24 protein-coding genes and 1 tRNA gene are annotated in these 24,656 nt (G+C 53.0%); 8 read left to right on the forward strand and 17 right to left on the reverse strand.

The window, feature by feature from the left end; translation table 11 throughout:
- Positions 1-175: 175 nt before the first annotated feature.
- From PKY88_08415 to PKY88_08440, 6 genes are all read right to left on the reverse strand, one after another.
- Entirely contained in the window at positions 176-823 is a 648-nt protein-coding gene (locus PKY88_08415; GenBank protein HOQ05220.1) for a response regulator transcription factor, read from the reverse strand.
- A gap of 180 nt (positions 824-1,003) precedes the next feature.
- Positions 1,004-1,078, reverse strand: a tRNA-Pro gene (locus PKY88_08420).
- Between the two features lie 732 nt (positions 1,079-1,810).
- Positions 1,811-2,482, reverse strand: coding sequence for a tetratricopeptide repeat protein (locus tag PKY88_08425; GenBank protein ID HOQ05221.1), 672 nt, complete (start codon positions 2,480-2,482; stop codon positions 1,811-1,813).
- A 117-nt stretch (positions 2,483-2,599) separates the two neighbouring features.
- Positions 2,600-5,026, reverse strand: a complete 2,427-nt coding sequence (gene gyrB / locus PKY88_08430; GenBank protein HOQ05222.1) for a DNA topoisomerase (ATP-hydrolyzing) subunit B — start codon at positions 5,024-5,026, stop codon at positions 2,600-2,602.
- A 379-nt stretch (positions 5,027-5,405) separates the two neighbouring features.
- Positions 5,406-6,503 carry a DNA polymerase III subunit beta gene (dnaN, locus tag PKY88_08435; protein HOQ05223.1) on the reverse strand — a complete coding sequence of 366 codons (1,098 nt, stop codon included), beginning with the start codon at positions 6,501-6,503 and terminating at the stop codon, positions 5,406-5,408.
- Positions 6,504-6,908: 405 nt separating this feature from the next.
- The gene (locus tag PKY88_08440) at positions 6,909-7,508 is read right to left on the reverse strand and encodes a hypothetical protein (protein HOQ05224.1); all 600 of its coding nucleotides are present in this window, start codon (positions 7,506-7,508) and stop codon (positions 6,909-6,911) included.
- A 165-nt stretch (positions 7,509-7,673) separates the two neighbouring features.
- Here PKY88_08440 and PKY88_08445 point away from each other — a divergent pair, with 165 nt between their 5' ends.
- The 5 genes from PKY88_08445 to PKY88_08465 all read left to right on the forward strand — a co-directional run bounded on the left by PKY88_08445 (position 7,674) and on the right by PKY88_08465 (position 11,278).
- Positions 7,674-7,832, forward strand: a complete 159-nt coding sequence (locus PKY88_08445) for a hypothetical protein (GenBank protein ID HOQ05225.1) — start codon at positions 7,674-7,676, stop codon at positions 7,830-7,832.
- Positions 7,833-7,973: 141 nt separating this feature from the next.
- Entirely contained in the window at positions 7,974-8,201 is a 228-nt protein-coding gene (locus tag PKY88_08450) for a hypothetical protein (protein HOQ05226.1), read from the forward strand.
- Between the two features lie 862 nt (positions 8,202-9,063).
- Positions 9,064-9,288, forward strand: a complete 225-nt coding sequence (locus PKY88_08455; GenBank protein ID HOQ05227.1) for a hypothetical protein — start codon at positions 9,064-9,066, stop codon at positions 9,286-9,288.
- A 118-nt stretch (positions 9,289-9,406) separates the two neighbouring features.
- Positions 9,407-10,225 (forward strand): diadenylate cyclase CdaA, encoded by an 819-nt coding sequence (gene cdaA / locus PKY88_08460; GenBank protein HOQ05228.1) that lies wholly within the window; start codon positions 9,407-9,409, stop codon positions 10,223-10,225.
- Between the two features lie 24 nt (positions 10,226-10,249).
- Positions 10,250-11,278 carry a hypothetical protein gene (locus PKY88_08465; protein ID HOQ05229.1) on the forward strand — a complete coding sequence of 343 codons (1,029 nt, stop codon included), beginning with the start codon at positions 10,250-10,252 and terminating at the stop codon, positions 11,276-11,278.
- Here the strand turns inward: PKY88_08465 and PKY88_08470 are convergent.
- The 3 genes from PKY88_08470 to der are packed head-to-tail and all read right to left on the reverse strand — an operon-like array spanning position 11,244 to position 16,394.
- Positions 11,244-13,025 carry a carbon starvation protein A gene (locus PKY88_08470; GenBank protein ID HOQ05230.1) on the reverse strand — a complete coding sequence of 594 codons (1,782 nt, stop codon included), beginning with the start codon at positions 13,023-13,025 and terminating at the stop codon, positions 11,244-11,246. The genes PKY88_08465 and PKY88_08470 overlap by 35 nt on opposite strands.
- Positions 13,026-13,070: 45 nt before the next feature.
- Positions 13,071-15,053 (reverse strand): tetratricopeptide repeat protein, encoded by a 1,983-nt coding sequence (locus PKY88_08475; protein HOQ05231.1) that lies wholly within the window; start codon positions 15,051-15,053, stop codon positions 13,071-13,073.
- A 9-nt stretch (positions 15,054-15,062) separates the two neighbouring features.
- Positions 15,063-16,394, reverse strand: coding sequence for a ribosome biogenesis GTPase Der (gene der, locus PKY88_08480; protein HOQ05232.1), 1,332 nt, complete (start codon positions 16,392-16,394; stop codon positions 15,063-15,065).
- Between the two features lie 130 nt (positions 16,395-16,524).
- Here der and PKY88_08485 point away from each other — a divergent pair, with 130 nt between their 5' ends.
- Positions 16,525-17,247 carry a PH domain-containing protein gene (locus PKY88_08485; protein HOQ05233.1) on the forward strand — a complete coding sequence of 241 codons (723 nt, stop codon included), beginning with the start codon at positions 16,525-16,527 and terminating at the stop codon, positions 17,245-17,247.
- A gap of 2 nt (positions 17,248-17,249) precedes the next feature.
- Here the strand turns inward: PKY88_08485 and PKY88_08490 are convergent, their stop codons facing one another.
- The 6 genes from PKY88_08490 to ffh all read right to left on the reverse strand — a co-directional run bounded on the left by PKY88_08490 (position 17,250) and on the right by ffh (position 20,991).
- Complete coding sequence (locus PKY88_08490; protein ID HOQ05234.1) at positions 17,250-17,654, reverse strand: YraN family protein; 405 nt, start codon at positions 17,652-17,654, stop codon at positions 17,250-17,252.
- An 18-nt stretch (positions 17,655-17,672) separates the two neighbouring features.
- Entirely contained in the window at positions 17,673-18,029 is a 357-nt protein-coding gene (gene rplS, locus PKY88_08495) for a 50S ribosomal protein L19 (protein HOQ05235.1), read from the reverse strand.
- 36 nt (positions 18,030-18,065) lie between these two features.
- A complete protein-coding gene (gene trmD / locus PKY88_08500; protein HOQ05236.1) occupies positions 18,066-18,779 on the reverse strand; it encodes a tRNA (guanosine(37)-N1)-methyltransferase TrmD in 714 nt (237 codons plus the stop codon).
- Positions 18,780-18,791: 12 nt separating this feature from the next.
- On the reverse strand, positions 18,792-19,172 hold the full coding sequence (rpsP, locus tag PKY88_08505; GenBank protein ID HOQ05237.1) for a 30S ribosomal protein S16: 381 nt from the start codon (positions 19,170-19,172) through the stop codon (positions 18,792-18,794).
- A gap of 93 nt (positions 19,173-19,265) precedes the next feature.
- Entirely contained in the window at positions 19,266-19,577 is a 312-nt protein-coding gene (locus PKY88_08510) for a hypothetical protein (protein HOQ05238.1), read from the reverse strand.
- A 1-nt stretch (position 19,578) separates the two neighbouring features.
- Positions 19,579-20,991: a signal recognition particle protein gene (ffh, locus tag PKY88_08515; protein HOQ05239.1), complete on the reverse strand. Its 1,413-nt coding sequence runs from the start codon at positions 20,989-20,991 to the stop codon at positions 19,579-19,581.
- 237 nt (positions 20,992-21,228) lie between these two features.
- Here ffh and PKY88_08520 point away from each other — a divergent pair, with 237 nt between their 5' ends.
- Positions 21,229-22,383: an iron-containing alcohol dehydrogenase gene (locus PKY88_08520; GenBank protein HOQ05240.1), complete on the forward strand. Its 1,155-nt coding sequence runs from the start codon at positions 21,229-21,231 to the stop codon at positions 22,381-22,383.
- A gap of 148 nt (positions 22,384-22,531) precedes the next feature.
- On the opposite strand, the gene PKY88_08525 is transcribed toward PKY88_08520, so the two are convergent.
- Entirely contained in the window at positions 22,532-22,927 is a 396-nt protein-coding gene (locus PKY88_08525; protein ID HOQ05241.1) for a hypothetical protein, read from the reverse strand.
- Positions 22,928-23,179: 252 nt separating this feature from the next.
- Between PKY88_08525 and PKY88_08530 the strand changes: the two genes are divergently transcribed.
- A complete protein-coding gene (locus PKY88_08530; protein HOQ05242.1) occupies positions 23,180-23,953 on the forward strand; it encodes a platelet-activating factor acetylhydrolase IB subunit in 774 nt (257 codons plus the stop codon).
- Between the two features lie 7 nt (positions 23,954-23,960).
- Here PKY88_08530 and nth read toward each other — a convergent pair whose 3' ends face one another.
- Positions 23,961-24,641 (reverse strand): endonuclease III, encoded by a 681-nt coding sequence (nth, locus tag PKY88_08535; protein ID HOQ05243.1) that lies wholly within the window; start codon positions 24,639-24,641, stop codon positions 23,961-23,963.
- Positions 24,642-24,656 lie beyond the last annotated feature (15 nt).

Here is a 24,656-nt window from a genome sequence, read left to right on the forward strand (position 1 = left end):
AGGACTTCTTTCGGCAGGACACCCTGTCCTGCTGCATCCCGAGAGATACTTTGTCCGCAATCGGCCTTGCCGTTCAGGTTATCGGCCAAAAAAAGGACAGACTTAACATGCGGACAGGAAAAAAACCCAGCGCGTCCGATAAAAAGACAGGTGCTTTTGCTTTCCGTCTGTTCTGTTAAGGATTGTTAGGGGTTAAACCCTCCTGGACAGCATATTTTGTGAGCCCGGCAATGGTACGGATGTTCAGTTTCTGCATAATATGCTCTCGGTGTGAATCGACGGTTTTGGGGCTCAGATTCAGAATCTGGGCAATCTGTTTTGTTGTGTGTCCCTCCGCAACCAGCTGCAGAATCTCTCGTTCCCGCGAAGTCAGGACTTCTCGGGACTGCCAATTCGGATTGGTGAGCATGTTTACATAATCCGTAAACACTACCGAGGCAATCTTGGCACACAGATAGGTCTTGCCCTGCATGATCGTATCGAGGCCGGTTAGAAGTTCCGAAAAAGCAGATTCCTTGAGCATATAGCCGCTGGCGCCGGCTCGAATCATCTTGGCAACCATGGATGCATCCGAATGGGTAGACAGCGCAAGAATTTTAATGTTCGGGTTGTCCGCGAGCATTTGCTGGGTTGCATCAATCCCGTTCAGATTCGGCATCCCAATGTCCATAATGACTACATCAGGCTGCAGCTTCTTGACCAGCTCTACCGCCGTCCTGCCGTCCCCTGCCTGGCCGACCACCTCGATATCCGGACGCCTCTGCAGAAGGACACACATACCCTCCCTGACAATCTGATGATCATCCACCAACACGACTCGCATATGTCTCTCCCTGCCAAAAGAGCCCTTCACTATTTCTGTCTGTCACCGATTCAAAATCTACGAGAACGGCTCTGTGAATGAATAGTCCTCTTTTCCCTGTTCTCTGCCTATTTAATTGTCTGAAGAAACACTTTGGAGCTTCCGCTGCCCTGTCAAAAGAAGCGCTGTGCCTGCTGCCAATCGGGGCGACAGGACTTGAACCTGCGACCTCTTGACCCCCAGTCAAGCGCGCTAGCCAAACTGCGCCACGCCCCGAAAAAACCTGCTTTCCTGTATAGAATCGTACCATCTTGCCGATTTTAAGACAAGAATTTTGTTCTTTCTGCGCAAAATTTACTGTCTTTGACGGCTTTAAGGTGCCTCGGGAGCAGCTTGAAAGGAAAGGGCGGCTGAATTAATACAGTACCGCAGGCCTGTGGGCGGGGGACCGTCCTGAAAAACATGTCCAAGATGGCCTCCGCACCGACTGCATAGGATCTCCGTTCGAACCATCCCAAAACTTCTGTCAATGCGGCGAATCACGGCCCCTTTTTTCTCTACCTCATAAAAGGCAGGCCAGCCGCAGTGAGAGGGGTACTTTGTCTCTGATGAAAATAACACTTGTCCGCACCCGGCACAGGTATAAACCCCTTTCTCAAAATGAGTATTATAAACGCCTGTATATGGCGGCTCTGTTCCTTTTTCTCTCAATATATTGTATTGTTGCGGAGTAAGGAGCTTTCTCCATTCAGAATCAGAACGAAGGATTTTTCCTGCGGAGGTCTCTTTCTTCTCTGTATTTTGGTCTTTGTCGCTCACTTTTGTCTGATAATAAGTATGTTTTGAACAGATATTTCTCACCCACTTGTTTGAAGGGAAAAAACATAGTAAAAAAACTATGTGCGCACACCAAAACATTGGTTTTCTTCTGAACCACGCTTATGTTTTCTGCACTGCAAAAGGATTCAAAAAACCCTTGTAATTCGAAAAGACGAAGCGGACCGTGTCTTAGGGTGCAGCGGCAGGCTTTGCGGTTTCTTGTGAAGGAGCCGTCTTGGCAGAAGGTTGCGGAACTTGTATAACAACACCCATTTTGCCCAGCTGCTCAGCCACATCGGGCTGATAGGGGTCAATCTGGATGCTTTTTCGCAGATATTCTTCAGCCTTGACCAAATCTTTCTTGTTCAGATAGAAAAGCCCAATCTGCTTGTGAAGAAGGGCTGAATTGGGGGAGCGATCGAGGGCTTTTTGATAGCAAGTGAGGGCATAGTCATCCAGTCCCTCTGCTTGGAAGGCACGTCCAAGCAAAGTAAGTGACTCCGCTGACCCTCCGGCTTGATCAATGAAGAGTTCTGCCGCAACCGTCATACGGTCGGCTTGCCGCAAATCCTTATAAACTCGAACCTTAGCGGCTTGAGCGGCATAGTGTACCGGGTCAAACTGAAGTGCTAAGGTAAACTCCCAAGCTGCCCTGTCTAAAAGTCCTTCCCTCTGATAAATCTTTCCAAGCTGATAGTGGGCCTGCGGGTCATCAAATTTTCGGTCAATTCGACTTTGAAGCTGTATTTTCTCTGAATCAATCACATCCGGATTGACGCGGTCGGAAGGTTTTTTCCCAGTTTGACAGCCAGACAAAACCCCCACAGCGGCCGCGGCCAATATTACTGTCATTTTTTTCATCTTGGTGCCTCCCTTGCGCAAGTTTCGGCAATCCTTTATGTCAAATGTCACAGCAGATTATTCTCGACAAGACCAACAGGTTTTGCAAGCAAAAACTTCTTTCCGCTCTTGTCATTCTTAAATATCAAGATTTTGAACCTCGAGGGCGTGCTCCTGGATAAACTTTCTTCTTTTTTCCACATCATCCCCCATCAGAATACTGAACAGGCGGTCCGCTTCACCGGCATCGTCCATATCCACCTTCAGAAGGGTCCGGCGCTTGGGGTCCATTGTGGTTTCCCATAACTGTTCCGAATTCATTTCGCCGAGACCTTTAAAGCGCTTAATTTCAATATCCTCAGAGCCAATCTTGCGAATAACCGCAGGAAGCTGTTCCAGGGAAGGTACGGGGTACGTTTTCTCGCCGGCAGATACTTCGAATTTGCCGCCGGTTTCCTCCAGCTCCTCCGAACGGGACGGACGCTGAAGGAAATCCGTCATATCCATTTGGAAATCCTTTTGAAGACGCTCGTGAATTTCATTCAGGCGAACAACTTCGTGAAGCTCCTCGGCAAGAAATGTTCCGATCGACTCTTCCTGTTCCGTCCGGCTCTCAGAAACCGCCAGTTCCTCCTGACGCTTCTCAAATTCCTCTTTTGTATAAAAGAATTCACTCTGTCCCTGTGCGCGAATGTGATAAACAGGAAGGCGCGCTCCGTCAAAATAACTCTCTACAAACTCACGGAAAACGATGCCTCTTCGCTCCAGAACCGCGATGCTTCGTTCGGCATCATTGAGTATCTTAACCAGCAGGGCCAGCTTTGCCTTCTCAATCACCTGAGTCGTCTTGTCGGAATAACGGACGACGAGGCGGGCTCCTTCCAGGCCGCGGTTCTCCACAAATTTTCTCATCTGGGCCTCGCTGAGGAGGTACTGGCTCTCCTTTTTTCCTTTTTGCTGGATTTCATACAGAGGCGGCTGAGCAATGTAAATCTTTCCGGCCTCAATGAGCTGCGGCATCTGTCGGAAAAAGAAGGTCAGCAAAAGTGTGCGGATATGGGCCCCGTCCACATCTGCATCGGTCATCAGGATAATTTTTCCATAGCGGCATTTTGTAATGTCAAATTCATCGGCGCCGATACCTGTTCCGAGGGCGCTGATAATCGTGCGGATCTCCTCGTGACCGAGCATTTTTTCCAGCCGGGCTTTTTCTACATTGATAATCTTTCCCTTCAGCGGCAGGATTGCCTGGTGTTCGCGGTCACGTCCGGCTTTGGCCGAGCCGCCTGCTGAATCGCCCTCCACAATAAAAATTTCCGTGTTGTCTGTCTGCCGGCTGGAACAGTCCCAAAGCTTGCCGGGCAGGTCCGCCCCGCTGAGGGCCCCCTTTCTCCGCGTCAGCTCTCTGGCCTTGCGGGCGGCCTCCCGGGCGGCTGCGGCCTGAATGGCTTTAGTGAGAATGGCTTTGGCTGCAGACGGGTTCTCCTCAAGGTAAATCGAGAGTTTCTCGTTCACAACACTCTGAACAAAGCCGTCCACTTCCGGGTTAGAGAGCCGTACCTTTGTCTGGGCCTCAAAATGGGGGTCTCGCAGCTTAACGCTGATTACAGCGGTCAGACCCTCCCGCAAATCTTCGCCGGTCGGAGTAATATTCTTAATCATATTGGCGCTGCGGGCATAGGCATTCATGGTCCTTGTCAGCGCCGTTCGAAATCCGGACAGATGAGTGCCCCCGTCGATATTCCGTATGTTGTTGGCAAAGGCCAAAACATTCTCGACATAACTGTCGTTGTACTGGAAGGCGATTTCACACTCCATTCCGGTTTCAAGGTCTGTTTTGGAAAAATAGATTGTGTCGCAGATGGGCGTCTTCCCTTCGTCCAGATACTTTACAAAGGCGCGGATGCCGTCCGTGTAATGGAAAACCTCCTTTTTATTGAAACGGTCATCTTGAAAAGTAATGTGCACACCGGCATTCAGATAGGCCAGCTCACGAACCCGCTTCAGCAGCGTTTCATGTTTGAATTCCGTATCGGGAAAAATCTCGGAATCCGGCATAAAGGTAATCCGCGTTCCTCTTTTGCTGGCCGGACCTACTTCACGAACCGGTCCTTTCGGGACCCCTCGAACGCACTCAAATTGATAGTGCTTGCCGTTGCGCCAGACGTCTGCCTGAAGCCATTCGCTGAGGGCATTGACAACGCTCACGCCGACCCCGTGCAGGCCTCCCGAAACCCGATAGGCCTTGTTATCAAATTTCCCGCCGGCGTGAAGGGTGGTCAGCACCACCTGGAGTGCACTGACGCCCGCTTCCGGATGGATTTCCGTAGGAATACCGCCGCCGTTGTCTTCCACGGAGCAGCTGCCGTCCATGTGGATATGCACAATAATCTGGTCACAGCGTCCGGCAAGGGCCTCATCAATTGCATTGTCAAGAACCTCATAGACAAGGTGATGGAGTCCGCTTTCCTGGCGGTTTCCGATGTACATATCCGGGCGCTTCCGGACGGCCGCAAGTCCCTCTAAAATTTTAATACTGCTGGCATCGTATGTATTGGTGCTCATAGTAATCTGGTTTCTTCTGCTGGCAGAGAAAGAGGAAGCAGGCGAATTTTTTGAATCTTTGCGGAGGGACAAAGCTGACGAAAACGGCGGACCATTTCATCCGACATTGTTTTCAGCTGAAAAAAACAGGGGCCGGAAGCCGCTTCTATAGAAAGGACTCCGTTCCGGAGGCCATCCAGGCGGCAGTACGGACGCAGACTTTCCGGGACAATTTTGTCCCACACATCAAGCAGCTGTCCGTTTTGTTCCAGCTCAGCGGAGCGCTGCTTCAAAAATCGCCCGACAAGATTGGCCAGCGGCTCCGGTCTGTTTTCTCTTGGAAAATCAGGTGAAGCCGTAAGGCCCTGTCTTTTATATTGATAGAGTTCTGCGGGATGTTTCATAAATTGACCGGCATAACGATATAGAGGAAATTGCTGCCGCTTTTTATCAACCCTGGCCGATCCGGCTCTCCCAGATGAAGCTCGAAGGTATCAGCGGAAAGGACGCGGATAGCATCCAGAAGAAACTGCGGATTAAAGCCGATTTCGATAGAGGGTCCGTCATACTCGACCGCCATTTCAATTTGGGCATCACCTGTTTCAGGAGCCCGGCTCGAGAAGAGCATTTTCCCTTTTTGAAGGGAAATCTTTATCCCTTTGCTGTCCTCGCTCGAGAGCAAGGCCGCTCTTTTGACGGCGCTGAGGGCGGACGCTGTATTGAGAACGACTTTCTTCTCATAGTCTTTGGGAATGATGTCTTCGTATTTGGGGAAATTGCCTTCTACCAGTGTTGAGCTGAGCGTCACGCTTGCGCACGAAGCAGAAATCCTGTTGTCGCCGAACGAAACAGCCACGACGGATTCTGCGTCGGAAGGCAAGCGCTCCAGGAGAGCCATCGTTTTAGACGGGACAATAATTTTACCATCGGGCGATTTTGCCGCTTTCTGCAGGGCAATAACGCTGCGGGCCAGGCGCCGTCCGTCTGTCGCCACTAAATTAAGCTTCTTCCCGGCGATTTCCCATAAGACGCCGTTCAGAGCATAACGAGTGCTTTCCTTTGCCGCCGCAAAAAGAGTCTGCTGAATCGACTCCTTTAGAAGGGCCAAGGGCACCTCCAGGTCTGCCTTGCCCGGAAACTCCGGCACCGAAGGATACTGGCGGCTGTCATGTCCGTAGATAGTATATTTGCTGTCACTGGCCGTGAGATGAAGGGTCGACTCCGCCTCTTCAAGAAGAATTGTCTCGTCTGCAGTTTCCCGCACAATTGCACTGACTTTCTCAGCAGGGACAACGGCCTCTCCCTCTTCTGTAATCTCCACCTGCCCGATCTGGCAGACAATTCCCACTTCCAGGTCGGTCGCCGACAAAAAGACCCTGCCTTTATCGGTACGGATTCGGACACACTGAAGAATCGGCTTAGGGGTGCTTCGAGGAATAACGGTTCCTGCCAGCGATAACGCTTCCTGAAAAGCCAGACGATTCAGATTCAGTTTCATCGTTTTCCCCTGCAAAAAACCCTTTTTTTATCTTTTGACACATTCCGCATAATGTACCCGAAAGGATGGGTTTTGCAACTGGATTTTGAACCGCAGAGGAATCTTTGTTTTAACCAAAAAACAGAAGAATCTTTCCTATGTAAATAGGAGAATTCTTTTTATTTTTCTTGTTGTCATATGAGATGTGAAAAAGTTGCATGTTTAGACAAGAGTGTATTCTAACCCCTTTTTTGCAAACAAGTTATTGAAGTAATTTATTCAAAAGATCTTGTGGATAACCTGTAACAAAATCTGTTTGATGTGTAAGGGAATCTGTTGAGAAAGAAGGGATGATAAAATAGAGAACCTCTCTTCTTTGATGGCCTCACAGTTCTCACATTTATTCTAACAAGTTGTTCACAAGTCTCAGCGGTTTTTTTTGGATGTTCGCCAATCGTAAGCACGATAAAGGAGGGCGAGTTCAGATTTTTTCTTATCCAGATTCTCCTGAAGTGTCTTAAAAGAATCTTTATTGCGGTACGTATCCTCTTTGCCGTATTGAAGAGTAAGGGATTCAATTTCTTCTTCGAGGGAAAGGATTTTTTCTTCAATTGTTTCAATTGTCCAGGCATTGAATGGGCGAAGCTCTGGCGGAGTTGATAAAACGGTCGGCGCTGATTTTACAGATATTTCCTTTTTGCTCGTCTCTTTCTTTTCGGCAGCGGTCTTTTCGCACTGGGAGGCAATGAGCTCTGTCCACTGAGTGAAAATTCCTTTTTCATCAGAGAGCTTCTGGTACCATGAGTGGGCGGATTGTATCGTTCGGCCGTTTTTGTCTCTGCCGAGAATCAGCATTTTTTCAAAGAGGGAATCAATGAAGTAACGGTCGTGACTGACGGCCAGAACCGTTCCCTCGTAGAGGTCAAGGGCCTCCTCAAGGGCTTGACAGCTTTCAATGTCAAGGTGGTTGGTTGGTTCATCAAGGAGAAGAACATCCGGTTCCGCGAGAACCAGCTTTGCCAGCATAAGACGGCTTTTCTGACCGCCGCTGAGGGTTTCAGTTTTCTGAAAAACCTGTTCCCCCCTAAAAAGGAAGGCTGCCAGCCTGCTGCGGAGGTTTTCCTGGGTGAGATCCGGCCGAACAGAGGCGGCTTCTTCCAAAACAGATTTTCCAACGGAAAGAGTCTGGGCGTGCTGGTCCAGGTAGCCGATCCGGAGGTTTTCCCGGCGCTGAACAGTGCCTGTGTCGGAATTGTCGAGGCCGAGAAGAATTTTCAGAAGGGTTGTTTTGCCGGAACCATTGGGACCTATGACGACAATTCGATCCCCTCGCTCCAATTCTATATTTAAGTCCTGGAATAGAATATTTGTGCCGTATCGTTTTGATAAAGAAATTCCTGAGATCATTTTTTCGCCTTGCCCGGAGTATGTTCCAAAGCGAAAAAAGATTCTTTTTTCTTTTGGGAGAGATTTCAAAAATTCGGGGTTATTATGGAGGAGGCGGCGCAGGCGGGTCTTGCGTCCCCGTGCGGTACGGCGCATCCCTTCCTGATCTTTGTTGCGGGCAATAAAATCAAGGGTTTTGGCAATAAACTCTTTCCGACGGCGAAGAATGCGCTCTTCGGAAAGCCGTCTTATTTTTTTTTGTTCCAGAAAAGAGGTATAGTTTCCTTTATAAAAGACGGCTTTTCCGTCCTCTATTTCAACGATATGGTCTGACAGCTGGTTAAGAAAATAGCGGTCGTGGCTGATTAAAAGGATGGTCCCCTTATAGTTTTTCAGGAACGTCTCCAGCCATTCTATCCCCTGAAGATCAAGATGATTTGTCGGTTCATCGAGCAGAAGAACATCTGACGGCTGAACAAGGGTGCGGGCCAGTATGAGCCGAGAGAGCTGCCCGCCGCTAAGGGTTGAAACGGGGCGAAAATGAGTGTCTTCGCTCAGCCCCAGTCCGCACAGCACACTCTTAATGGATGAGTCTGGATTCCATCCCCTCTTTTGGTCTAAGAGGCGGTGAATGTGTTCATATTTTGACAGCCCCAGTCTTAAAACGTCTTGCTTGTCTGTCTCAAGTCCGCAGACAACTTCTTCAATTTGGCACGTAAGAGAGCGAATTTCCTCAAGGCCTTCGGCGGCCATGTCAAAAACGGTTTGATCTTTTCTTTCTGGGGGAAAAAGAGTTTCTTGGGGCAGATAGGCAATTTTTAGATTTTTCTGGATATAAATAATCCCTTTATCAGGGGTCTCGCTGCCGATGATTAATTTGAGGAGTGTTGTTTTGCCGCAACCGTTCGGGCCGACAAGACCAACACGCTGCCCTTTGTGAAACGAGACATTCAACCCGCAAAAGACAGATATTGACCCAAATGATTTTTCAATATTCTGAAGCGATATAATAGACATAAACGACCTTGAAAGTTTTTATTATTCAAACTATATCTGTGCTGTACTATAAGGAAAAGAGGTCTAAAAAGAAAGCAGGGCCGTTTTTCCATTGACAGTATTTCGACATAGAATTACTATCCGGTATAAGTGGGAAAGATGTTTAATGTTATGTCTGTTAGCAGCACTGGGGCTAGAAATGGGACGAATCAAACAGTATTATAAGGCGGCGGTTTTTGGACTGATTTTGGTTGGAATTGGGCTTCTGGCTGGCTGTACCGGCGCGCCGGGAGTGACTGTTAAAGAGGTGGACCAGAGACACTACCGGGCCATTCATTCAAATTGGCTGATGTTCCAGGATGATATCGATTCCATACTTCTTTTGGACAGTCCGAGCCGTTTGACGCCACTTTATACACGCTGACAGGCCTGGGTGAGAAAGACAACAGGATTCCTCATTTTAAGAAAATTAAAAACTGTTTTTCGGTGCTGCTGACGGCGAAAACGAGACGGCCCCTTAACAGAAACGGCAAGTCTTGCAGGTGATTGTAGAGCACATCTTAAGAATTTCCCCCTACGAACGACTGGTCATAGCTGCCGAGTTAATCATTATTGGGCTGGTCGTCTATGCGGTTCTGAATTTTCTGGAGGGTACTCGCGGAGAACGTCTCTTTCGGGGGATGGTGCTGGTGCTGTTTACCGGTTCGCTTGTGCTGAATCTCGGAGTCAAAACCTTCGGGATGGACCGGATAGCATTTCTTTATAACGGCTTTTTGCTGGCTGTTTTAATCGTGGCGGTGATCGCCTTTCAGCCGGAAATTCGAAGGGCCCTGATTCGAATCGGGCAAACCTCTCTTTTTACGACCGGCTCCAGCCGGCACATCAGCCGAGGCATCGAAGAGATTGTTTCGGCTGTTTCTCAGATGGCGTCTACCCGAACGGGGGCGATCCTGGTGATAGAACGCCATGTCGGCCTGGGCGAGTTCATAGAAACCGGCGTACGCCTGGATGCACGAATCTCTTCGGAATTAATCAAGACCATTTTCTATCCGGGAACTCCGCTGCATGATATGGCTTTGATTATTCGCGGGGATCGTTTGCTGGCAGCACGTGTTCAGCTGCCCCTGTCGGAGGGAGAGAGTGCTACCGGCTCTCTTGGTTCGCGGCACCGTGCAGCGCTGGGGCTGGCCAGCGGTTCTGATGCACTGGTTATCGTGGTCAGTGAAGAAAGCGGGATTATTTCGGTTGCCCTCGATGGGAAATTGGAGCGGAATGTGACCGAATCTCAGCTGCGCAGATATCTCAAAGAAGCAATGGAGGAGCGGGGGTCTGAATCCCCTCAGGAAACAGGTGCAAATTGACCGAACAATAAAGGGTTTTCGGCGGTGGCGGCGCAGATAAAAAAACTGCTTGTGGTTGCTTTCCTGTCGGCGACGATCTGGATATGGGCCTTTATGTCCCTCGAAAAGGAAACCACGCTTCTGGGGACGGTCGAACTGTCTCCGACCGCAGACCCGGATTATTTTGTGACATTTGCCGGAGGCCAGAGCCGCGCGGCGGTGAAGATTACATTTCGCGGCTCGCCGGCAAAAATTGCGGAACTGGAACGGCGGCACCGGGCAACGGATGCCGACCCGTATCGGGAGCGGCTCGATTTTTACTATGACCCGCAGGAATACGGACACCATAAGGCCGGCACTTATCAGATTCCGCTGGATGAGCTGATTCGCAAAGGGGTTCGAGTGAAGGCCCTGGCTCTGGCGGTCACGGCTTGTGAGCCCTCTGCCGTCGAGGTGCAGGTCCAGCGCCTGGTGCTCCGGGAAGTGCCGGTCGAAGTCCGGGATGAAGCCGGGCAGCTGCTGACTCCGGAGAGTGTTGAGCCCTCGCGTGTGTCAATGTACATTCGGGAGGGAACGGATACCGCCGCTCGTGTGGTTTTATCCGCCAATCAAATCGAGAATGCCCGGCTGCGTCCTGTTCGCGAAAGGCCGTTCATCACGCTGGGCCCGAATGACAAGAAACAGTATGCCTCTCAGACGGTTCTGATTCGCATGCCTTCGACGCTGCCGCTGGAAGCTCAGGTCTTCCAGACGAATCCCGGCCGCATTGGTTTTATCATGCCGGCAGAGCTCCTCGGAGCCTATAAAGTCGAGGTGCTGGATGACTTAACAACGATTCATTTCCGTTCGACGCCGGAGGCAAAGACTCAGTATCAGCAGCAGCCGTATCATCTCTTGATCCAGGTGCTCAGCGGCGATCAGCAAATGGAGCAGACGCCGCCGCGTCCAGTGATTTACAATTTTCCGCAGGACTTGGTTCGGAGAGGGATGATTCAAGCCCCGGAGCCGCCGGCAATGGTTCGGATTCGTCTGATTCCCGTCAGCTCTTCTCCTGCTCCTGCGCCGGCGCCGTAGAGCCCTTCAGGAACAATATAAGAGTTTCGATTGTCATCCAGCAGGCCAGGAGAAAAACTGCTCCGCCCAAGCCGCACAAGAGCCAATTCTGCTGGCGAAAATAACTGATTTCATTGAGAATCATTGCCCAGCCGGTCAGGGCCAGCATGATCAGGCAGGGGCCGGCGGCAACGAGGTATTTCAGCCCGCCTTTGCGCTTCAGATACATCGTAACAACCAGAAGTGCCAGAGCGGCCATCAGCTGGTTGACGGTTCCGAACAGCGGCCACAGCCGCAGGGCCCCCTTGGCATCAGCACCGAAGGAGATAGTCCTGCCGGAAGTATTGATAAAGGCCACGGCGGCCGCCGTTACAACCGCCAGCGTTGTGGCAGTCCAGCGGTTGGCCAGACGAGGGAGTTTAAAATCTGTTGCCAGTTCGCTGATGACGTACCGCTGGATGCGAACAGCGGTATCCATCGTCGTGCCGGCGAACGAGGATGCAAAAACCCCCATGATGGCCGCCCCGAGCACAGCAGGGATTCCGAGAGCCGCCAGCATGTTTGAGGCCCCGATAACAACGGGCTGAAGATTGTTTCCTAATCCGCGTCCTTCCATCCAGCCGGTGTAGAATTGGTCCCATGCAGCCCGCCCGGTCAACCCGCCGGTGCCGATTCCGAGGCCGGCGGCGATACAGATGATGACCAGAACCGCCAGCATTCCCTCCACGAGCATTGAACCATAGCCGATAAACTGGGCGTCAGTCTCGCGGGAAATTTGTTTGGGACTTGTTCCGCTGGCAACCAGCGAGTGAAAGCCGCTGATGGCGCCGCAGGCAATTGTTACAAACATCATCGGCAGCAGCGGCGGCACATCCGCAAAACGAGGCAGATAAACCGGGGCTGAAAGATGAAAATTGTCGTATCGAAAAGCCGCCGCCGGTACGGAAAGGCCCAGCAGCATCATAATCAAAAACAGCTGCCAGGCATTGATGTAATCGCGCGGCTGAAGCAGGGTTGTGACCGGCAGGGTGGAGGCAAACCAGCAGTAAATCAGAAGTATAATGGTCCAGGTTCCGGTGGAGGGGATCGGCCAGGAATCCAGAAAGGCAAAAACGCCGTGGCCGAAGCGGCTTTTCCAGAAGCCCTCCAGCCAGGCCCCGAGGGCAACCGTGGCGTACATTGCCGTCACGGCCAAGAAGGTTGAAAAGGTCAGGGGAGCATTCTTTTTATAAATGGCCCAGCCGAGAAGCACGGCAATCGGAATCTGCAGCCAAATGGCGAGAATGCATTCCGGGTACAGTTTAAATACGGTGGCGATGACCACGCCGAAAATGGCGATGATAATCAGCAGGGCCAGAAAAACGATCAAAAAGAAAATCAGACGTACACGAGGATTGATGTAGCGGGCGGCGATTTCCGAGATGCTTTTGCCTTCGTTTCGCAGAGAAATCACCAGCGTTCCAAAGTCGTGAACGGCGCCCATGAGGATGCAGCCGAGGGTTACCCAGAGGAGGGCCGGCAGCCATCCCCAGATGATGCCGATGGCGGGCCCGACAATCGGTCCGGTTCCCGCGATGGAAGTAAAGTGGTGTCCGAAAATGACTTCTTTGCGGGAGGGCACATAGTCCACTCCATCCTGAAACTCCCGGCTGGGCACAGGGGCATCCGGATTGAGCCGAAAAATTTTTCGGGCCAGAAAACGCCCGTAGGTATGGTAGGCAATCACATATCCGGCTCCGCAAATAAGCATCAGCAGAAGAGCATCCATGGTTTTCACTCCTGAAAGGGTTTGTTTCCCCTGTCTTTTTAGTTGCTATTCTACTTCTTGTCTGCAGACTTTTTCAAGAAAGGATTTGCCCTGCTGGTACAGCTGAAGACGGATATCAATTTCGGAAAGCCGTTTTGTGTCCTGTTCCTGATGAGCCAGACTCCATGCTTCTTGCGCCGCGGCCACTGCCTGCGGAAAATCCCCGACGGCAGCGTAAGCAGCGGCCAGAATATCCAGGCGGCGGGCCGTGGGCCCAAACAGTCGGACCAGATGCCGGCTGAGCGACAGCGCCTCCTGCGGACAGCGCACGGCGTCTTCTTCACAGACCGCCAGTACCCAAGCCAGATTTTCTCCTGCAGGCGAAAAATACGGATTTTGCTCCAGAGACTGACGCCAGAAATTCACCGCCTCCGCCGTTCGTCCCTGAAGGCAGCGGGCCTCTCCCAGGGCGTTCAGCAGACGGGCGTTTCGCGGGCTGTCCTGAAGAGCTTCCAGGAGGGTTTTCTCCGCCGCCTCGACCTGTCTGCTCCGCAAATAGACTTCTCCTATATATCCGAGAATCTCCGAGCGGCTCTTCGGGCGAATTGCCATCGCTTTCTGCAGATAAAACAGGGCTTTTTCATAGTTGTTTTTCTTCAGATGGAAAGATCCGAGATTCACGACACACTGAAACAGGTTCGGATACCGTTCCAGAACGGATTCCGACATTTCAATTGCTCGATCCAATTGTCCAGTTTGGGCCAGTCGATAAGCCAGATTGACCTCCAGAGTCGGATTGTCTCCGGTGACGCGAATCGAGTGTTCAAAAAGGGTGATGGTGTCTTTCCAGCGGTAGGTCTGAAGCCATGTGCCCAATAGAAGGGCCGCAAATCCTGCGGCACAGAAGACGCTGACAAAGGCAATTCGAGCAGGACGTGCTCGTGTCCACTCCCGGACTGTCCAGAAAAGGGCGATTCCGACTCCGACGGAGGGCAGATACGTGTAGCGGTCCGCCATGGCCTGTCGGCCGATTTGGACAAGGCCAATGACAGGAAGCAGAATAATCAGGTACCAAAACCATCCGACGAAAAGCCAAGGCCGCCGGCGATACTGAAGCCCGAAAAAGACGCTGATGCCCAGCAATGCCCCCAGAGATAATCCCAGCCGAATCAGACTGAAATCCGGCCGTAAGGGATATAGAACAGAGAGATTTGTTGGATAGAAGATTTTTGAAAGGTAGCGGAAATACGACACGGCAGCGTTTTCGAGCCGGTACCGAAACGGATAAACGTTCCAGTCCGTCTGTGCTCCGCCCTGTTTTTGAGCAAAATAGAGGATAAAGCAGAATCCGATGCAGAGAAGAAAAAACGGAACCTTTTCCTGCAGCAGAGGTTTCAAATCCTTAATGGTTTTCGCTCTTTCCAAAGGCCAGATGTCCAGAAGCAGAAAGACCAGCGGCCATGTGACGAGCATCCCTTTGGCCAACAGGCCGAGCAAAAGAAGAAGGAAGGTCATGCCGTATGAAAAAAAAGTTTTCTTTTTTGTAAAAGCACAATAGGCGGCGAGCGTAAGAATTCCGAAAAAACCGCACAGAACGTCTTTTCGTTCTGCCGCCCAGGCAACTGACTCCGCACGAAGGGGGTGAATGGAAAAGAAGAGAGCGGCTGCAAAGGCGCACCAGAGTGAGCCGGTGACCCGACGGAGCCATTCGAACAGGGCGGCGGCTGTCAGCAGATGCAGCAGGAGACTGGTCAGATGATGACCGGCCGGATGCAGCCCGAACAGCTCTACATCCGCCATATGACTCAAAAGGGTCAGAGGATGCCAATTGCCCAGAAAAACCGTTGTAAAAGCCCAGCGTATCGACTCAAAGGTCAGTCCCATTCGAACATACGGATTGTCCACAATGTACTCGGTGTCGTCGAAGTCGATAAAGTCGTTCTGCAGGATGTTGCTGAAGGCCGACCAGGCAAGAATTATTAGTAGACATACAGCAACAAAATTACGAGAACGAGAGGAGAAATAATTCTGTTTTGCGGACTGAACCATAATTGTTGTTCAAGACCGATCCGCTTTCCTTGTTTCTTTCGGGCGCAGAAGGAGCCGGATGGGCACCTCTTCGATGCCGAGCAGTTCGCCGAAGCGGTGGACCAGGTAGCGCTGATAGGCCGGGTCAAACAGGCTGATGCGGTTGACAAACAGCAGCAGCGTGACCGGCCGGGTCGCCACCTGTGTCGCATAATAAATCTTCGGAATAATCCCGCGGCTGTGTCCGCCCGCCTTTTCCTCCTCAATCAGCCGAACGGCCTTGTTCAGCTTGGCCGTGGGCACCTCCAGTGACGCCTGCTTGAACAGCTCCATCGCCAAATCCAGCACGCTTTGCACATTTTTGCCCTCCAGAGCCGTCGTAAAGGCAATCGGAGCCCGGCGAAGACCGGCCATCGCTTTTTCCAGATAGTCGGCATAATCCTGCGACCCGGCCCGGTCTTTGGCCAGATCCCATTTGTTGATTACGAGGATGCAGGGCTTGTATTCCTCCTGAATCAGGTGGGCCAGTTTTTTATCCACTTCCGAGACCGGCTCCGTAGCATCCATCACGAGCAGAACCACATCCGCCCGCCGAATGCTCTTGATGACGCGCGTGTAGCCGTAAAACTCGATATCGTTCTGCATCCGGCTCTTCTTGCGGACGCCGGCCGTATCGATGATGATAAAGCACTTGCCGTCCTTTTCGAAGCGGACATCCACAGCATCGCGGGTTGTCCCAGGGATTTCGCTGGTAATCACCCGCGGCTGCCCCACGACGGCATTCAGGAAGGTGCTTTTGCCGACATTGCGTCGTCCGACAATGGCCAGTTTCATCACGGCTTCTTTCGGGGTTTCCGCAGGCAGATGGGCAAGGGCCTCTACGATGCGGTCCAGCAGTTCCGTCCGGTTGATTTTCTGTTCCGCCGATACACAAATCGGCAGGCCGAATCCGAGCGGGGCAAAATCGGCGGCGGCGGAAAAAAGAGAGGGAGTGTCGGCTTTGTTTGCCGCCAGAATGACCGGCAGATTGTGTTTGCGCAGCAGTACGGCGATTTCCTCGTCCAGCGGGGTCAGCCCCTGACGAATATCCACCAGAAAAATCACCAGATTGGCGCTGCTGATGGCCTGAAAAATCTGGTTTTCGATGTGCTCTTCCAGAGCATCCGAATCCACAATGCCGTATCCGCCGGTATCTACCAGTTCAAAGTAGCGGTCTTTGTGGCACAGGATGGTGCTGATGCGGTCGCGCGTAACCCCCGCCGTCGGGTCCACAATGCTGATTCGGCGGCCTGCCAGCGAATTGAGCAGACTGCTTTTGCCGACGTTGGGGCGTCCGATGATGGCTGCGACCGGTAGAGCCATGAGTTGTGAATCTCCGCGAAAAAGATTTTGGATTCGTCAATTCCGGATTATACTGGTTTCCATTATGTTTTCAAGATAACGTCTCGGCTCTGCCGATGGTTAGAGGAAAACAGCTGAAAGTGAGGTTTGTGTGGAACGGGAACGGAAAACTAAGCCCTGTCCTTTTTGCGGAGAGGAGATACTGGCGGATGCCGTCAAGTGCCGCTGGTGCCGCGAGTTTTTGACGGAAGATGAGAATGCCCTTCCGACATCTCATCATGCAGGAATAGTATCCTCTTCCAATCGAGCTGCTCCAAAGCCGGCGGCAGAAACAGCCCTGAAATCTGCTCCGCTTGCGGAAACGCTTTCGGTCAGTCCTTCCCTATGGGGAATGGCAGGAACCCTTCTGGCAGCGGTGCTCTTTGCAGCCCTTGGGATTTGTTTGATGGTTTGGCCGTTTGAAAAATATCTGACGGAACCTGCTCGGAGCCAACAGTCAATCCAGACGGTTTTTCGAGCGGCGGATTGGGCTGGTGCCGTGATTTTGCTGGTGGCTGTTATGCGGGCGGCGTATCGAGTCCTTTACCTCAAAAGCATCGTTTATCAGATAAGCCCGGACCGCATCGAATGGAACCGCGGGATTTTCAGCCGCAAAGTGGACAATATCGATATGTTTCGCATCCTTGACATTAAACTTCGTCGGTCTTTGCTGGATTGTCTGCTGGGCATCGGCAAGATTACCCTGATGACACGAGATGAGACGGATCCTATGTTTGAGTTTGAAAAGCTTCGGCGGCCCCGCGAGGTTTATGATTACATCAAAGCCGCTTCCCTGGCTGCCGACCGCAAACAGGGGGTCGTTCACCTCGAATAAAGTCAGCGGGAGCGCGGCCGAAAGGCCCCCGGATAGTGTCGAATCTGCACCGGGCCGGCAGGGGGGAGAATCACCGTAACAACATCGAACCGCAAAGGGCAATCCGAGAGGTCGTATTGTCTCAGAAAGCACTTTGCGGTCCGAATCAGTTTCTGCTGTTTGGCAAAGGTCACAGCGGAAACGGCCGGGGCATACTCCTCGCTGCGTCGGGTTTTGACCTCCACGAAGGCCACCATGCCGTTACGGTCGGCGGCAATCAGGTCGATTTCACCGCCGCCGAAGGCAAAGTTCCGCGCCACCGTCCGCCAGCCGTTTCGCCGCAGGAACCGTTCGGCCTGACGCTGTCCCCATCGGCCCAGTTTGTGCGGGTCCGCCAGGAGACGCTTTCGTCCGCCGAACAGCAGCATCGATTGGTTCCTGTCTAATCAGGCGGTTGCGGTATGTTCACTGTGCCGCTGGGATAAACGCACGCCCTTGCCGCTGCGCTGACGCAGGTAGTACAGCTTGGCCCGGCGCACCTTGCCGCTGCGGACCGGCTTGATGTCCACAACGTTCGGAGAGTGAAGCGGGAAGGTCCGTTCCACGCCTTCGTCGTTAACAATGCGGCGGACGGTGAACATCTCGTTCATTCCGCGGCCCTTGCGGGAAATGACGATGCCGGTAAACACCTGAATGCGGGACTTGCCGCCTTCTTCAATGCGGCAGTGCACGTCCACGGTATCGCCGATTTCAAAATACGGAATCTCTTTCTTTCGGCTTTTGCTTTCTGCAATTTCTATCAAATCTTTTTTCACGGAAATATCTCCTGTTTTTTTTCATCAAGGGTTTTGACTGTTTTTCATTCGGGCCTCGTACTTCTGCCAGAGGTCCGGCCGAAACTGTCTGGTTCGCTCGATGCGCTGCTGATTTCGCCACTGGGCAATTCGTCCGTGGTCGCCGCTGAGGAGAATCTCGGGTACCTTCATCCCGTTGAAATCCTCCGGCCGGGTGTACTGGGGATACTCCAGCAGTCCGTCGCGGAACGTTTCATCCTCGGCGGACCCTTCATCGCCCAGCGCTCCCTCCAGCAGGCGGACAACGGCATCAATGATCACCATCGCGGGCAGCTCCCCGCCCGTCAGGACATAATCGCCGATGGACAGCTGTTCCGCCCCCAGCCCGATGCGAATCCGCTCATCGAAGCCCTCGTAGCGCCCGGCAATCAGAATCAGCCGGTTCTCGCGGGCCAGCTCGACGGCCTTGTCCTGCGTGAACAGGGTTCCCTGCGGCGTCAGCAGGATGACTCGTCCGGGCTGCGGATGCTGCTGCCGGACATGCCGGAAGGCGTCAAACACCGGCTGGCACATCATCACCATCCCGGGTCCGCCGCCGTAGGGCTTGTCGTCCACCTTTCGGTACTTGTCCGTGGTGAAATCTCGAATATTCCAAAGAGCAATGTCCGCAATGCCCTGCTGCTGCGCCCGCTTGAGAATTGAATGACTCAGCGGTGAGTCAAACATCTCCGGAAACAGGGTCAGGACATCGATTCGCATACGAAATCAGGACTATTCGCCGCCTTCTTTCTTTTCAGACAGCAGGCCGGCGGCGATTTTTTCGGCCTTCGTAAACGGCAGGCCTTTTTTGCGGGCGATTTCCAGGGCCCGCTGGCGCCGTTTGAGCTTTTCTTCATACTGCGGACAGGTGATGCCCTGTTTCTTGAGAATCTCGGCGACTGTGTCCGATGTGCCGGCTCCCTGTCCAATCCAGAACTTCACCCGCTCGAGATTGAGCACCACCTGCTTGGCGGGGTCCTTCTCAATCGGGTCGTAGTGGCCGAGCTTTTCGAGGATTCGGCCGTCGCGCGGCGTGCGGACTTCCACGGCGTTAATCCGGTAGAAGGGCCGATGCCGGCGACCCATTCGGGTCATTCTGATTTTGACTGCCATACGTCGTTCCTTTCTTTCCTTGTATGATCAATTTTCGCCGTCGGCCCGATGCCGAAGGCAAAACAGGTTTCCGGTTCAATCCGGTGCCAAAACTCAGCGGCCCGCTGCCTTTCTTTTTTCGAGGGCGTAGCCGTTCAGAAAAATCGCCAGCAGGGCCGGGTCCGCCCCGGCCTCCTGCGCCAGCTGTTCCGTTCGGGCCTGACTGAGCTGCTCGGCGTTTTCTTTTTCCTGCGGCGTCATCCGGGCTACCGCCCGCGCCAGCTGTTCGTATTCGCTTCGGCTGGGCGCCTGCAGGACCGCCAGTTCACTCCGCCCGTCCAGCCCCGCAAAGCACGTTCGCACCTGCCGGGCGTACGGGTCGTCCATAAATCGTTCCAGCTTCTTCAGATACTCCTCGACAGTCATATCAGCGCCGATGTTTCTTCCGACGCTCCGGACGCTTCCTGGCCGAACGCTGTTTGATCTTCCGCCCGCTGTTCAGCGCGCTGAATACGTCCAGTTTTCCGGTCAGCAGACTCTTAAAGCCGCCCATTGCTCCGCCGGACAGCGATTTCATCAGGTCTCGGCTTCGCTTGAACGTCTTGATCAGCGAAGCCACTTCCTGCACATCGCGTCCGCAGCCGTGGGCAATCCGCCGCCGGCGGGAGGCGTCGATAATATCCGGGTCGCGCCGCTCTTCGGGCGTCATCGAATGGACAATCCCTTCCATCCGGTTGATTTCGCGCTCGTCCATATCCAGCTCGCCCAGCTGCGACATCCCCGGTATCAGTTTGAGCATCGAGGTGATGCCGCCCATCTTTTTGAGGGCCTGCATCTGCTTGAGAAAATCATCAAACCCGAACGTGCCTTTGGCCATCTTGGCCTGCATTTTCTGGGCTTCTTCCGCATCGAACTGCTCCTGCGCCTTTTCGACGAGGGTCACAATGTCGCCCATGCCCAGAATGCGTCCGGCCATTCGGTCCGGGTGGAACTCTTCGAGTTTGTCGAGTTTTTCGCCGACACCGATGAACTTGATGGGCTTGCCGGTGACGGCCTTGACGCTCAGAGCAGCCCCGCCGCGGGCGTCGCCGTCCAGCTTGGTCAGAATCACGCCGTCCAGCTCCAGCCGCTCATTGAAGGCCTTGGCCGAATTGACGGCATCCTGTCCGGTCATCGCATCGCAGACCAGATAAATCTGGTGCGGATTGACGGCCTTGGCGACCTGCTCAATTTGGGCCATCATCTCTTCATCGATATGGAGCCGTCCGGCCGTATCGAGGATAACGACATCGCAGCCGTTCTGGCGGGCAAACTCAATGCCTTTGCGGGCCACTTTAACGGCATCCTGGGTATTGCGTTCGGTGTAAATAGGCACGCCGACCTGCTGAGCCAGCGTTTCCAGCTGGTCAATGGCGGCGGGCCGCTGAAGGTCGTCGGCCACCAAACAGGGCTTTTTGCCTTTGGAAATGAGGTACTGGGCCAATTTGGCGGCCGTGGTGGTCTTGCCGGAGCCCTGAAGGCCCGCCAGCAGGATAATCGTCGGTCCGGGCGAAACAAAATAGATGCGGGTGTCCACCGGCCCCATCAGTTTGACCAGCTCATCGTGGACGATTTTGATCATCACCTGGCCGGGCCGAAGACTCTTAATCACCTCCGCGCCGAGGGCGGCCTGCTGGACGTCTTTGCAGAACTGCTTGACGACGTGATAGTTAACATCCGCCTCCAGCAGGGCTTTGCGCACTTCCCGCATCGCATCAGAGACGTTGGCCTCCGTGATGCGCCCTCGCCCGGTGAGCGAATGAAAAATCGAATTAAATTTGCTGGTTAACGCGTCAAACAAGTCTTCCGACTCCGCTTTTACAGTCTTTACTCTGCGCAGGGACTTCCCGCGAAAACGAAGGATTGTAAGGAAAAGATTGGGCTTTTGCAAGCGGAAAAGCCCTTCCGCAGCAAAAATCGGCCATTAGCGGCTTTACTCTGTCCAGATTTATCAAATTCTGCGACATCAGATTCTTTCTCTTGCCATTTCGTTTTGGGTCTGGATAATATAAGAGAACCGTTAGGAAAGGACAGGCCTATGAATAATTTCGAGTTTTACAATCCGGTTCGTATCGTTTTCGGAAAAGGCACCATTCCTCAGGTTCAAAAGTATCTCCCTGAAGGCAAAAAGGTAATGGTGCTGTACGGGGGTGGTTCTATTAAAAGGAATGGGGTCTATGACCAGGTTGTTCATGGGCTAAAGGGGATACAGTGGACAGAGTTTAGCGGCATTGAACCCAATCCGCTTTATGAAACCTGTATGAAGGCCGTGGAAAGAATCAAGGCTGAAAAGGTCGAGTTTCTTCTGGCGGTCGGCGGCGGTTCGGTTTTGGATGCGACAAAGTTTATTGCCGCCGCGGCCTGCTATCCGGGAAAAGACCCCTGGGACATCCTCACCAGCGGCGGCTCCGTTGTCAAAGCCGCTCTTCCTTTGGCGGATGTGCTCACGCTGCCTGCAACCGGCTCCGAGATGAACTGCTTTTCCGTGATTTCCCGAAAAAGCACGCAGGAAAAACTGGCCTTCGGCAGCCCCCACGTCTTCCCGCAGTTTTCGATTCTGGACCCGGAAACCACGTATTCCCTGCCGAAAAAGCAGCTCCGCAACGGTCTGGTCGATGCTTTTGTGCACGTGATGGAGCAGTATGCAACCTACAGCGTGAACACGCCTTTGCAGGACCGACAGGCCGAGGCTGTCGTCCGCACGCTTTTGGACGCGGCGGAGGATGTGCTCAGCAAGCAGGATTATGACAGCCGCGCGACCTTTATGTGGGCGGCCACGTGCGCTCTCAACGGCACGCTCAGCCGCGGCGTAATTGAGGACTGGAGCACCCACGAAATCGGACATGAGCTGACGGCTTTCTTTGGTGTGGACCATGCTGAGTCGCTGGCGATTGTTCTGCCGGGTGTCTGGAAACACCAGTTCGAGAACAAAAAGGGCAAACTGGCCCAGATGGCCCGCCGGGTCTGGCATATTCTCGGCGGGGATGAAACCTCGCAGGCCAAAACGGCTATTGAAAAGACCGTACAGTTCTTCCATTCGATTGAAATGCCGACCCGCTTAAGCGACTACGGCATCACGGAGGCGGGCATTCAAAAGGTCGTAGAGCGGTTTGAGCAGCGAGGCACCGTGATGGGCGAGCACCAGAACATCCGAGCCCGGCAGGTCGGCGAAATCCTTCACCTGTGTCTGTAAGCAGGTCGTTTCCCGTTTTTTGCTTTTTTGGAAATAATTCCTATTGAGCAAAAAACGTTGTAACTTCTTTCTATTTAATGGACTTATTTTTTTGCAGAATTTAAAGATTTGCTGCAATTACAATCTATACACATCGGGGCCAAAAGGGTCAGAAACGGATTTTGCTGCCCTCGGTCTTTTCCTGCTGTTCGAGGACTTCGACCCGTTCCACACGGCTGCTGTAGCCGACGCTGTATTTGCCGTCTTCCCGTTCAATCAGGAAGAAGATTAAGGATTCCTCATTTTTGGGAATGTGAACAATTCCCTCGCGTTTGACATCTTCAAAGAAATCTTTGGCAATGTTTTTGCCGATCAGGGCCGTGCGGTTGAGGATGATAAGAGGATAGTCCGTAATGATTTCCTGAAGCCGCCGGCGGGTGATATGCATCGCCCCCGCCAAAGGTGTCAGATTCCCGTCCTTGTCGATTTTGTCCCACGTGTCGCCGTAGGTGTCCACTGTCCGGATGTAAAGACTGCCGGTCTTTGTGTGATACTTGTACTGCATCAGTCCCTCCCCAAAAACGTTTCCCCAATTTGTGAACGTTGAACAATCTGGGGGAAATTATAGCACAGCTGACTCGGCCTGTTGTGCATTTTTTCTCAACCCAAAATGCGGAATAGGCACAGGCCGACCCAAGGGGTTTTTTTATGGGACTTACAGCAATTTTTCCGGAAAAATTTTTTGTAAAGAAGTTTCGGCTTGTTAGACTAAAAGGCACAATCAGTTTGTTTCAGCGATTTTTTGGAGGAAATGCTTATGAGACGATGTGGGTGGATTCTTTGGGCGGCGGCTGTCAGTGTTTTGTTCGGTTGTGCCCGGCCGCAGAAACTGAACTGTTCCCAGATTGCCCTCGGGATACATCCGGCCGTTGCGCCGGTGCCGCGTGCGGATGAGTGGTGGACCCGGCGCCATCAGGCGATTCTGGAGCAGATTCCCCGAATGAATCCGCAGGTCGTTTTTATCGGCGACTCCATCACGCACGGCTGGGAAAACAAGGGCAAAGCCGTCTGGGAGCAGTATTACAGTTCCTATGATGCGCTCAATCTGGGCTACGGGGGCGATCGCACAGAGCATGTGCTGTGGCGCCTGCAGAACGGGGAGATTGACGGCATTCAGCCCAAGCTGGCTGTGCTGATGATTGGAACCAACAATGCCGCCCGAGAGCAGTATTCCGCGGAACAGATTGCCGACGGAATTCGGGCGATTGTCTGTATGCTGCGGGAGAAACTCCCCCGCACGAAGGTTTTGATTCTGGCGATTTTCCCGCGCGGCTCCGACGAACAGCGCCGGGACAAAACACAGGACGCCTCCTACAATCCTCTCTGGGCCAAGAACGACCAGGTCAATCAGATGATTTCCAAACTGGCCGACGGACGAAACGTCTTCTATCTGGACATCAACAAGGCCTTTCTTAATAAGCAGGGCGTCCTGACGCGCCAGGTCATGCCCGACCTGCTGCATCCGGAGGAAAAGGGCTATCAAATTTGGGCCGAGGCAATGGACCCGACCTTAAAGCGGCTTTTGAAATAAGACCGGTTCAGACCGCTTTTCCGGCCGAAGGGCAGTACCGGGCAATCGGGCAGCTGCCGCAGTTGGGCTTCCGCGCCGTGCAGCAGGCCCGTCCGTGAAAGACAATGCAGTGGCTGAACTGCGTCCAGCCGCCGTATTTTTCCTTCGGCACAATCTCCATCAGTTCAAACTCGAGCTTGACCGGGTCGGTCTGATTGGACAGCCCCAGCCGTTTGGCCAGCCGCAGCATATGGGTATCGCAGATAATCGCCGGCTTGCCGAAGCAGTTGCCCAGAATCACGTTGGCGGTTTTGCGTCCGACGCCGTTCAGCTGCAGCAGCTCCTCCATCGTGTCAGGCACCTTGCCGCCGAATTGTTCGAGAATACTCCGACAGGCCGCCTGAATACTTTTGGCCTTGTTGTTGTAAAAACCGGTTGAGCGGATGTCCTCGGCCAGCTCCTCCAGCGGCACCTTCAGATAATCCTCCGGCGTGCGGTACTTTTTGAACAGTTCGGCCGTGACGATATTGACCCGAGCGTCCGTGCACTGGGCCGCCAGAATCGTCGCAATCAGAAGCTCCAGCGGGTTTTTGTAGTTCAGCGAAACCGTCGCATCCGGATAGGTCTTCCGGAGGATCGGGAAAATCTTCAGGACCCGCTGACGCGCCTGTTCTTTGTCGATGACGGGTGTTTTTTTGCCGGGAGCCACGCGAAATCCTTTCTG

This window comes from Anaerohalosphaeraceae bacterium (assembly GCA_035378985.1).
In the GTDB taxonomy this organism is placed as follows: Bacteria; Planctomycetota; Phycisphaerae; order Sedimentisphaerales; family Anaerohalosphaeraceae; genus JAHDQI01.

Bases quoted from the DNA above. Each gene is read 5' to 3' on its own strand.
- rpsP (HOQ05237.1), bottom strand. From the start codon at position 19,172: ATGGCAGTCAAAATCAGAATGACCCGAATGGGTCGCCGGCATCGGCCC.
- PKY88_08450 (HOQ05226.1), top strand. From the start codon at position 7,974: ATGGAGGAGGCGGCGCAGGCGGGTCTTGCGTCCCCGTGCGGTACGGCG.
- PKY88_08490 (HOQ05234.1), bottom strand. From the start codon at position 17,654: ATGCTGCTGTTCGGCGGACGAAAGCGTCTCCTGGCGGACCCGCACAAA.
- PKY88_08425 (HOQ05221.1), bottom strand. From the start codon at position 2,482: ATGAAAAAAATGACAGTAATATTGGCCGCGGCCGCTGTGGGGGTTTTG.
- gyrB (HOQ05222.1), bottom strand. From the start codon at position 5,026: ATGAGCACCAATACATACGATGCCAGCAGTATTAAAATTTTAGAGGGA.
- PKY88_08470 (HOQ05230.1), bottom strand. From the start codon at position 13,025: ATGGATGCTCTTCTGCTGATGCTTATTTGCGGAGCCGGATATGTGATT.
- PKY88_08530 (HOQ05242.1), top strand. From the start codon at position 23,180: ATGAGACGATGTGGGTGGATTCTTTGGGCGGCGGCTGTCAGTGTTTTG.
- PKY88_08440 (HOQ05224.1), bottom strand. From the start codon at position 7,508: ATGCTGGCAAAGCTGGTTCTCGCGGAACCGGATGTTCTTCTCCTTGAT.
- dnaN (HOQ05223.1), bottom strand. From the start codon at position 6,503: ATGAAACTGAATCTGAATCGTCTGGCTTTTCAGGAAGCGTTATCGCTG.
- PKY88_08520 (HOQ05240.1), top strand. From the start codon at position 21,229: ATGAATAATTTCGAGTTTTACAATCCGGTTCGTATCGTTTTCGGAAAA.
- PKY88_08415 (HOQ05220.1), bottom strand. From the start codon at position 823: ATGCGAGTCGTGTTGGTGGATGATCATCAGATTGTCAGGGAGGGTATG.
- PKY88_08455 (HOQ05227.1), top strand. From the start codon at position 9,064: ATGGGACGAATCAAACAGTATTATAAGGCGGCGGTTTTTGGACTGATT.
- PKY88_08510 (HOQ05238.1), bottom strand. From the start codon at position 19,577: ATGACTGTCGAGGAGTATCTGAAGAAGCTGGAACGATTTATGGACGAC.
- PKY88_08525 (HOQ05241.1), bottom strand. From the start codon at position 22,927: ATGCAGTACAAGTATCACACAAAGACCGGCAGTCTTTACATCCGGACA.
- der (HOQ05232.1), bottom strand. From the start codon at position 16,394: ATGGCTCTACCGGTCGCAGCCATCATCGGACGCCCCAACGTCGGCAAA.
- PKY88_08475 (HOQ05231.1), bottom strand. From the start codon at position 15,053: ATGGTTCAGTCCGCAAAACAGAATTATTTCTCCTCTCGTTCTCGTAAT.
- trmD (HOQ05236.1), bottom strand. From the start codon at position 18,779: ATGCGAATCGATGTCCTGACCCTGTTTCCGGAGATGTTTGACTCACCG.